7 protein-coding genes and 1 pseudogene are annotated in these 9,153 nt (G+C 70.5%); all 8 read left to right on the top strand.

All coding sequences use genetic code 11. From position 1 onward, the window contains the following. Positions 1-186, top strand: a pseudogene (locus tag R6V09_RS37920) (glycosyltransferase family 2 protein); the annotation flags it as partial. 464 nt (positions 187-650) lie between these two features. Next, on the top strand, positions 651-2,213 hold the full coding sequence (locus tag R6V09_RS37915; protein ID WP_317886022.1) for an ABC transporter substrate-binding protein: 1,563 nt from the start codon (positions 651-653) through the stop codon (positions 2,211-2,213). Between the two features lie 42 nt (positions 2,214-2,255). After that, on the top strand, positions 2,256-3,179 hold the full coding sequence (locus tag R6V09_RS37910; RefSeq protein WP_317886023.1) for an ABC transporter permease: 924 nt from the start codon (positions 2,256-2,258) through the stop codon (positions 3,177-3,179). Next, on the top strand, positions 3,176-5,113 hold the full coding sequence (locus R6V09_RS37905) for a dipeptide/oligopeptide/nickel ABC transporter permease/ATP-binding protein (protein ID WP_317886021.1): 1,938 nt from the start codon (positions 3,176-3,178) through the stop codon (positions 5,111-5,113). The genes R6V09_RS37910 and R6V09_RS37905 overlap by 4 nt, the downstream gene beginning before the upstream one ends. Further along, positions 5,110-5,910 carry an ABC transporter ATP-binding protein gene (locus R6V09_RS37900; protein WP_317886020.1) on the top strand — a complete coding sequence of 267 codons (801 nt, stop codon included), beginning with the start codon at positions 5,110-5,112 and terminating at the stop codon, positions 5,908-5,910. Before R6V09_RS37905 ends, R6V09_RS37900 begins: the two co-directional genes overlap by 4 nt. Positions 5,911-5,948: 38 nt before the next feature. Then, complete coding sequence (locus R6V09_RS37895; RefSeq protein WP_317886019.1) at positions 5,949-7,199, top strand: serine hydrolase domain-containing protein; 1,251 nt, start codon at positions 5,949-5,951, stop codon at positions 7,197-7,199. Positions 7,200-7,312: 113 nt separating this feature from the next. Beyond that, positions 7,313-8,476 carry an exonuclease SbcCD subunit D gene (locus R6V09_RS37890; RefSeq protein WP_317886018.1) on the top strand — a complete coding sequence of 388 codons (1,164 nt, stop codon included), beginning with the start codon at positions 7,313-7,315 and terminating at the stop codon, positions 8,474-8,476. 31 nt (positions 8,477-8,507) lie between these two features. Then, positions 8,508-9,153 (top strand): AAA family ATPase (locus tag R6V09_RS37885; RefSeq protein WP_317886017.1); only part of this gene is annotated, 646 nt, incomplete at its 3' end.

Raw genomic sequence — 9,153 nt, 5'->3', positions numbered from 1 at the left:
CGTCAGCTCCGGCTCGCCGTCGGCGCCCCCGGCCGGATCGGCACCACCCGCCGCCTCCTGCTGCGCACCGCCGCCGACCACCGCCTCCGCCACGGCGTCCGCGAAGTCCTACGACGCCTCCCGAGCGACACGAGCCGCAACGTCCGCGCCACCGCGCGCCGGGCCGAGCGCTGGATGCTGCGGTAGCGGGAGCAGCGGACAAGAGAACCGGTGCGCAGGTCCGCGGCCCACCCGACCAAGGTGGGCCGCGGGCTCATGTCCGCCTCTCGGTGAGGTCCGCGGCGTCCCGATGTGTGCTGCGGTCCGTTCAGCGGACTGCTGTCTTTCCGGGAACACGGCGGCCGACCGAATAATGAGCGCACTCCGCTCCGTGGGGCCCCACCCCCCCGCTCGGCCCGACCTCCACAAGAGTGGGCTGAACAGCGGTTCCACTCCTAGGCTTGCAGCTCACAACAGCACGGTTCGCGTGTTCCCCGTTCGGCCGGGACACGCTCCGCGGTTTCAGGACACCGCCGTTCGGTGAGACCGTCCCGCCGCCCCACCCATCCCCGCGGACTCACGCAACGGAGCAGCCACCACGACGGTGGCCTCCTTCCCCACGCCCGGTGAACCCCGCGTTCCCGTTCGATGCCTCAACGCCGGAGGTTCAGATGTCTCGTTCGCGCCTCACTCTCACAGTCACGGCCGGTGCAGCCGGGCTGGCACTCCTGACCACCGCGTGCGGCGGTGGAAGCAGCTCCTCGGCCGGTACCGCCGAGGCCCAGGACCCCAGCGTCCTGACGGTCGCCTCGGCCATCGCGCCCAACAGCCTCAACCCGGCCCTGGGCGGTTCCTCCGACCCACAGCAGTACTTTTTCGAACTGGCATACGACACGCTGATCCGGCAGGCCCCGAACGGGAAGTACACGCCCGCCCTCGCGACCCGATGGGGCTTCGTCGGCACCGGCAGCAAGACCTTCGACCTCACCCTGCGCTCCGGCGTGAAGTTCAACGACGGCTCCGCACTCACCGCCGACGGCGTGAAGAAGTCCCTCCAGTACTACGCCAAGGCCGGCGGTCCACTGGCGGCCGACCTCGCCCCCGTCGGATCGATCGACGTCGTCTCGCCCCTCAAGCTCCGTATCCACCTCAAGACGTCCGATCCGCTGCTGCCGCTCTATCTCTCCAGACCGACCACCGGAGAGATCATCAGCCCCACCGGCCTCGCGAAGACGAGCGAACTCGGGACCACCACCCACGGCGCCGGACCGTACATGATCGACACCGCGCAGACCGTCTCCGGCCAGACCTACACCTACGTCCCCAACCCCACGTACTACGACAAGTCGCGGGTGCACTGGAAAAAGGTCGTCGTCAAGGTCATCAAGGACGAGAACACCACGCTCAGCGCCTTCCGCTCCGGCGAGGTCGACTACGCGCTCGGCGACTCCACGACCGCGAAGGGCGCCAAGTCCGCCGGGTTCCAGGTCCTTTCGAGCCCCTACTCGATCATGGAGCTGATGGTCCAGGACCGGGCGGGCACCATGGTCAAGGCCCTCGGTGACCTGCGGGTGCGGCAGGCCATGATGTACGGCATCAACCGGGACTCGATCGCCAAGGCCCTGTACGGCTCGTACGCCAAGGGCTGGGACTACACCGTGCTCGTGAACACAAGCGGCTACACCCAGGGCAGCGAAGGAAAGTACCCCTACGACGTCGCCAAGGCCAAGAAACTCCTGGCGGCGGCCGGCTACCCCAACGGCTTCACCCTGCCCGTCACCGTCAACCTCACCGGCGTGGGGGAGTCGCAGGCCGCGGAGGCCTTCGCCGCCGAGATGGCGAACATCGGCATCAACGTCAAGATCAATGTCCCGGCGAACGTCAACGAGCTCTTCTCCACCTACTCGAAGTACGCGGGAATGATGTTCGACTACGGCGCCGGAATCGCCCCGCCCTACGCCCAGGGCAACGACCTCCTCTACAGCTGGGGCAACCCGCTCAAGGTCAGCGACAAGCAGCTCGACACGCTCTACAGCGAGGCAGCCTCCGCACCGACCGCCGCACTCCAGGAGCAGGGCTGGCAGAAGTTCGAACAGCGGCTGTCCGACCTGTCCTGGACGATCCCCATGGTCGCCATGGAGAAGATCGTCTACGCGCGGCCCGGTCTGAAGGGCATCGACCTCTCGGCGACGAACCTCACCCCGGACCTGACGTCCCTGTACGCCGCCAAGTGACCCTCCCGAGAAAGGCCCCCAGTCATGTGGCGAACCAGCGGAATGCGGATCGTGCAGGCTGTACCCCTGCTGCTCTTCGTCTCGGCGCTCACCTTCTTCCTCCAGCTGTTCATCCCGGGTGACGCCGCCCGGTCCATCGGCGGGCTGACCGCCTCACCCCAGGCGATCGCCGCGCTGCGGCACCGCCTTCACCTCGACCAGCCGGTCTGGGAGCGTTACTGGGCCTGGCTGAAGGACGCCGTCCACGGCGACCTCGGACGCTCGATCAGCAGCAACGAGTCGGTCTCGGGCGCCCTCAACACCCGCCTGGGCGTGACGCTCTCCCTGGTGATCGCGACCACCCTGCTCGCGCTGGTCGTCGGGGTCGTCCTGGGCCTGGCCAGCGCCCGCGGCGGACGCACCACCCGGCTCGCCGCGGACAGCGCGTCCATCGCGGGCATGACCATCCCCGCCTTCTGGGTCGGCCTGCTGGGCATCTGGGTCTTCAACACCCGGTTCGACCTGCTGCCCGCCAACGGATACGTGTTCTTCGGGACGTCCGCCGGCGGCTGGGCGCGCTCACTGGTCCTGCCGGTGGCCGCCCTGGCCTTCGCCCTGGTCACGGTGATCGCCAAGCAGGCGCGCGAGCAGTTCGCCGACGTACTGGGCCGGGACTTCGTACGGAACCTGCGGGCCAACGGCGTCAGTGAGCGCTCGATCCTCTTCAAGCACGCGCTGCGGCACATCTCCGTGACCGTCCTGACCGTGGCGGGCAACAACCTCATCGGACTCCTCGGCTCGGCCGTGGTGATCGAGGAACTCTTCGGCCTGCCCGGCCTCGGCAGCGCGGCGGTCACGGCCGCGTCCAGCGGCGACATTCCGGTGATCCAGGGAGTGGCGGTGTACTTCACCCTCATCGTGGTCGGACTCAATCTCCTGCTCGACCTCGCCATCGGCTGGCTCAACCCACAGGCGGTCGCCGCATGAGCACATCCCAAGTCCCCTTCCTCCAGCGCGCGTTGGGCCGCCCGCGCATCACGATTCCCGCCGTGATCCTGGTCCTGGAGCTGATCGCGTCGTTCGGCGCGAGCCGGCTCGCGCCCTACCCGCCCCAGCAGGCGGACTTCACCGCGGCCCTCGCCGGACCGAGCGCCAAGCACCTCCTCGGCACCGACCGCCTCGGCCGCGACGTGCTGTCGCGGCTGATGTACGGCGGCGCGGACACGTTCCGGGAGATCGCGATCGCCGTGCTGATCACCCTGGTGATCGCGGTCCCCCTCGGCCTGGTCGCCGGCCTGCGCCGGGGCCGCATCGACGCGGTGCTGATGCGGCTGGCCGACGTGGTGATGTCGATCCCCGGCATCATCCTGCTGCTGATCGTGCTGGCCCTGTTCTCCCAGAGCATGACCGCGGCCATGGTCGTGATCGGCCTGCTGTCGGCACCCGGCATGATGCGGGTCGTCCGGTCCGCGTCGCTCGCGGTCGGCCGGGAGACCTATGTCGCCGCCGCGCGGGTCTCCGGGCTCGGCACCTGGCGGGTGGCCCGCCGGCACGTGCTGCCTCGGATCACCGGCCTGATCCTGGTGAACGCGGCCCTGGCCTGCGCGAACACCCTGCTGATCGCGGCCGGCCTGAACGCCATCGGCCTCGGTGTGAAGCCGCCCGCCCCGTCCTGGGGCGGCATGATGGCCGACGCCGCGCAGACCCTGAACCAGAGCCTCTGGCTGGCCACCCCGACCGGCGGACTCGTCGCCGTCACGGCCGCCGCGCTGATCGTCCTCGGCGACGGCCTGCGCGACATGCTCGCCGAACGCTGGTCCGGCACGTCCCACGCCGAACCGGCCCGGCGCCGCACGGCCGCCACCGCCGCGCCGGCCGCCGCCACGGTGCCGGAGTCCGACGACGCCTGGCTGCTGGCGGAACCGCATCCGGTCGTACGGCTCACCAAGGTGACCGTCACCGCGGCCACCGAGCACGGCGAGGTCGAGCTGATCAGCGATGTCAGCCTGTCCGTGGGGCAGGGCCGCACGGTGGGACTGGTCGGCGAGTCCGGCTGCGGCAAGTCCATGACCGGGCTGGCCCTGCTCGGCCTGCTGCCGAACGGAGCCCGGGTCTCCTCGGGCACGGTCGAGATCGACGGCACCGACGTCGGCTCTTACGGTCCCGCCCAGTGGCGGGCACTGCGCGGCGGCACCATCGCCTTCATCTCGCAGGAGCCCATGGTCGGCCTCGACCCCCTCTTCACCATCGGCCACCTGCTGCGCGAGGCGGTGCGCACCCACGAGAAGCTGTCCCGAAAGGAGGCCACGCTCCGGGCCCGTGAACTCCTTGCACAGGTCCAACTCCCCGATCCGGACCGGGTGTTGAAGCTCCGCCCGTCGCAGATCTCCGGCGGTATGGCACAGCGCGTCTCGATCGCCGTCGCGCTCGCCGGACGCCCGCGCATCCTCGTCGCCGACGAACCGACCACCGCGCTGGATGTCACCGTCCAGCGCGAGATAGTCCAGCTGCTACGCGCCATCCAGCGGGACACGGGCATGGCGCTGCTGATGATCAGCCACGACTGGGACGTTATCGCGGAGGCCTGCGACACCGCCCTGGTCATGTACGCGGGCCAGGTCGTCGAAGCCGGTCCGACGGAGCGCGTGATGACCGCGCCGCTGCACCCGTACACCCGCAAGCTGCTCGCCGCGAACCCGCGTCTGGCGACGGTCGGCGAGCCCATCCCCACCATCCCCGGCACCGTGCCGCCCCCCGGACAGTGGCCCGTCGGCTGCCACTTCGCCGACCGGTGCCCCGACCGGGTCGCCCGCTGCACCGAGGCGCCGATCGCCCTGACCCAACCCGACGACCAGGGCGTCGCCCGCTGTGTCCTGGTCGGCGAAGAGCTGGGCGAAGAACTGCTGGAGGTGTCCTCGTGAGCACGACCGAACAGCCTCTGCTCGACATCCGCGGCCTGTCGGTGTCGTATCACCGCCGTGGCAAGGGCATCCCGGCCATCCGGGACGTGTCCCTGGACATCCGGCCCGGCGAGACCGTCGCGCTGGTCGGCGAGTCCGGCTCCGGCAAGTCCACGCTGGGCCGTGCCGTGCTCGGGCTCACGGCCGTCACCCAGGGCACGATCCTGTTCGACGGCGAGGACATCACCCATGCCGGCGGCGCCCGGCGCAGGGAGCTGAGCAAGAGTGTCCAGGCCGTCTTCCAGGACCCCAACGGTTCGCTCAACCCGGCCCTGACCGTGGGCCAGACCCTGGCCGAACCGCTTCTGGTGCACTCGCGCGACGAGCGGGCCGTAGTGCAGAAGCGGGTACGGGAGGTGCTGGCGCTGGTCGGGCTACCGTCCGAGGCGGCCGACCGCTATCCGCGCCAGTTCTCCGGCGGCCAGCGGCAGCGGATCGCGATCGCCCGGGCCCTGGTGATGTCGCCGAAGCTCATCGTGTGCGACGAGCCGGTCAGCGCGCTCGACCTGTCCGTCCAGGCACAGGTCCTGAACCTCTTCACCGATCTCCAGCGGGAGACGGGCGTCAGCTACCTGTTCATCTCCCACGACCTCGCCGTGGTACGGCACCTCGCCCAGCGGATCGTGGTCCTGTACCGCGGTGACGTCGTGGAGCAGGGCACGACCGAGGAGGTCTACGCCGGCGCCCAACACGCCTACACCAGAAAGCTGTTGGCGGCGGCCGGAGTGGAGGGGGCACCCGCGTCCTCCACCCGCTGACCCCGGACAGTCCCCAACTCCCGTACACGGAGGCCCACATGCAGCAGTTCGCCGAGTGTTTCGGCGTCACCAAGCCCCCGGAGCGATCCGGCTTCAGCACCGAACGGCTGGGCCGGATCGCCGAGTTCTTCGACCGGCAGACCGAACTCGGGGTCATCCCCGGCTGGTCGGCGCTGGTGGCCCGCAACGGGGAACCCGTGTACGCGGCGGGCGGCGGACTCCGCGACCTCGAACTCGGACTGCCGGTCGAGCCAACCACCCTGTGGCGCCTCTACTCCATGACGAAACCGGTGACGTCCGTCGCCGTCATGATGCTGGTGGAGCGCGGACTGCTCGGACTCGACGACCCGGTCGGCGAGTACATCCCCGAGTTCGCGGACATGACGGTCTACGACGGCGGGTCGCCGGGGAGCGTGCGGGTGCGCCCGGCCGCCCATCCGGTGACCGTGCGCCACCTGCTCTCCCACACCGCAGGGCTGACCCTCGGACTGGCCCATATGAACCCCGTGGACGCGCTGTACCGTCAGGCAGGCCAGGACGTACTGCCGCTGCCGGGCGCGACACTCCGGCAGATGTGCGCCGACGTCGGCGCCCTGCCGCTGCTGTTCGAACCGGGCACCGCCTGGAACTACTCCCTGGGCGTCGACGTCCTGGGCCGGATCATCGAGATCGTCGGCGGCGAGAGCCTCGACACCTTCATCGCGACCAACCTGCTCGGTCCCCTCGGGATGACCGACACGACGTTCGCGCTCTCGCCCGAGCGGCTGCCCGACCTGGCGGAGGTCTACAGCCCGGACCCCGAATCGGGCCGGCTCGCCGTGAACCAGGAACTGCGGCCCACCTTCCGCGAGCCCGCGCAGTTCCCCTCCGGTAGCGGTGTCCCCGGACTGGTGTCGACGCTGGAGGACTACCACCGCTTCGCGGCCATGCTCGTACGCGGCGGGGAACTGGACGGCGAGCGGCTGCTCGGCCCCCGGACCCTGGCGCACATGACGGCCAACCACCTGCCTGGCCGCGCCGACATCAACTCCTTCGGGCTGTACCCCGACGACGAGCACCGGGGCTGCGGGTTCGGGCTGGGCTTCTACGTCATGACCGACCCCGTGGCCGGGGGCTCGTTCGGCAACAAGGGGGAATTCGGCTGGTCCGGCGCGGCGAACACCCACTTCTTCGTGGACCCGGTCGACGGTGTCACGGCGGTCTTCTGCACCCAGGTCGTCACCTGGGGCAAGCACCGGACGCCGATACGCCGCCAGCTGCGCAACCTCGTGTACCAGGCCATGACATAAAGGATGTTCGGTGCCGACATAAGGGATATTCACCGCGTCCCGCTCTATGCGGCGGGGGCGAACGTGTGGCCGTGGTGAAGCAGCGGGGCCACAGGCGCTAGCGTGGTGGCTCCATGAAACTGCTGCACACCTCCGACTGGCACCTGGGCCGGGCGTTCCACCGAGTGAACATGCTCGGGGCCCAGGCCGACTTCGTGAGCCACCTCGTCACCACCGTGCGCGAGCGCGCGGTGGACGCCGTGGTCGTGTCGGGAGACGTGTACGACCGCGCCGTGCCGCCGCTGGCCGCCGTCGAGCTCTTCGACGACACCCTGCACCGGCTCGCCGACCTGGGCGTGCCCACGGTGATGATCTCCGGGAACCACGACTCGGCCCGCCGTCTCGGCGTCGGCGCGGGACTGATCGACCGCGCGGGCATCCACCTGCGCACCGAGCCGTCGGCCTGCGGGACGCCCGTGGTGATTCCGGACGCGTTCGGCGACGTGGCCTTCTACGGGCTGCCATATCTCGAACCGGCCCTGGTGAAGGCCGAGTTCGGGGTGGAGAAGGCCGGGCACGAAGCGGTGCTGGCCGCCGCCATGGAGCGCGTCCGCGCCGACCTCGCAGGCCGTCCGCCCGGCACCCGCTCAGTGGTCCTCGCCCATGCCTTCGTCACCGGCGGCGAGGCCAGCGACAGCGAGCGGGACATCACCGTCGGCGGGGTCGCCGCCGTGCCGGCCGGTGTCTTCGACGGCGTCGGCTATGTGGCGCTGGGGCATCTGCACGGCTCCCAGACGATCACCGGGCGCGTGCGCTACTCGGGCTCACCGCTGCCGTACTCCTTCTCCGAGGCCGACCACCGCAAGAGCATGTGGCTCGTCGACCTGGACGCCGGCGGGACCGTCACCGCCGAACGCGTCGACTGCCCGGTGCCGCGCGAACTGGCCCGGATCCGGGGCGCGTTGGAGGACCTGCTCGACGATCCGGAGCTCGCGCGGCACGAGGAGGCGTGGGTCGAGGCGACGCTCACCGACCCGGTGCGCCCGGCCGACCCCATGGCCCGGCTCACCGAGCGCTTCCCGCACACACTCAGCCTGGTCTTCGACCCCGAGCGGTCCCCGGACGACCCCGATGTGTCGTACGCCAGGCGCCTCGCGGGCCGCAGCGACCAGGAGATCGCCGACGACTTCGTGGCCCATGTCCGCGGCGCCGGACCCGACGAGGACGAACAGACCGTGCTCCAGGAGGCGTTCGACGCGGTGCGGGCGGACGCGGTGGTGCGGGAGGTGGCGCCGTGAACGCGCGGCCCCCGGCAGGAGAGGGTGTGCGATGAGGCTGCATCGGCTCGACATCACCGCCTTCGGGCCCTTCGGCGGCTCCCAGACCGTCGACTTCGACGAACTGTCCGCCGCCGGACTGTTCCTCCTGCACGGCCCGACCGGTGCCGGCAAGACCTCCGTCCTGGACGCCGTGTGCTACGCGCTCTACGGCTCGGTGCCCGGCGTCCGCCAGAGCGGCCAGGGGCTCACCCTGCGCAGCGACCACGCGGCGCCCGCCACTCGCACCGAGGTGCGGCTCGAACTGACCGTCGCCGGGCGGCGGTTGGAACTCACCCGGCAGCCGCCCTGGGCCCGGCCCAAGAAGCGCGGCACCGGCAGCACGCTGGACAAGGCACAGAGCTGGCTGCGCGAGTACGACGCGAGCACCGCCGCCTGGAAGGACCTCAGCCGCTCGCACCAGGAGATCGGCGAGGAGATCACCCAGCTGCTCGGGATGAGCCGGGAGCAGTTCTGCCAGGTGGTGCTGTTGCCCCAGGGAGAGTTCGCCCGGTTCCTGCGCTCCGACGCCGAGGCGCGCGGCAAGCTGCTCGGCCGGCTCTTCGACACCCACCGCTTCGCCGAGGTCGAGAAGCGGCTCGCCGAGCGGCGGCGCGCCACCGAGGCCCAAGTCCGCCAGGGCGACGCCGAGTTGCTGG

This window comes from Streptomyces sp. W16 (assembly GCF_033194735.1).
GTDB lineage: Bacteria > Actinomycetota > Actinomycetes > Streptomycetales > Streptomycetaceae > Streptomyces.
The sequence above is the reverse complement of the archived record's forward strand: the minus strand, read 5'-3'. Positions and strand labels throughout refer to the sequence as shown.

Coding starts and splice junctions, on each gene's coding strand:
- R6V09_RS37890 (WP_317886018.1), top strand. CDS start 7,313: ATGAAACTGCTGCACACCTCCGACTGGCACCTGGGCCGGGCGTTCCAC.
- R6V09_RS37905 (WP_317886021.1), top strand. CDS start 3,176: ATGAGCACATCCCAAGTCCCCTTCCTCCAGCGCGCGTTGGGCCGCCCG.
- R6V09_RS37910 (WP_317886023.1), top strand. CDS start 2,256: ATGCGGATCGTGCAGGCTGTACCCCTGCTGCTCTTCGTCTCGGCGCTC.
- R6V09_RS37895 (WP_317886019.1), top strand. CDS start 5,949: ATGCAGCAGTTCGCCGAGTGTTTCGGCGTCACCAAGCCCCCGGAGCGA.
- R6V09_RS37915 (WP_317886022.1), top strand. CDS start 651: ATGTCTCGTTCGCGCCTCACTCTCACAGTCACGGCCGGTGCAGCCGGG.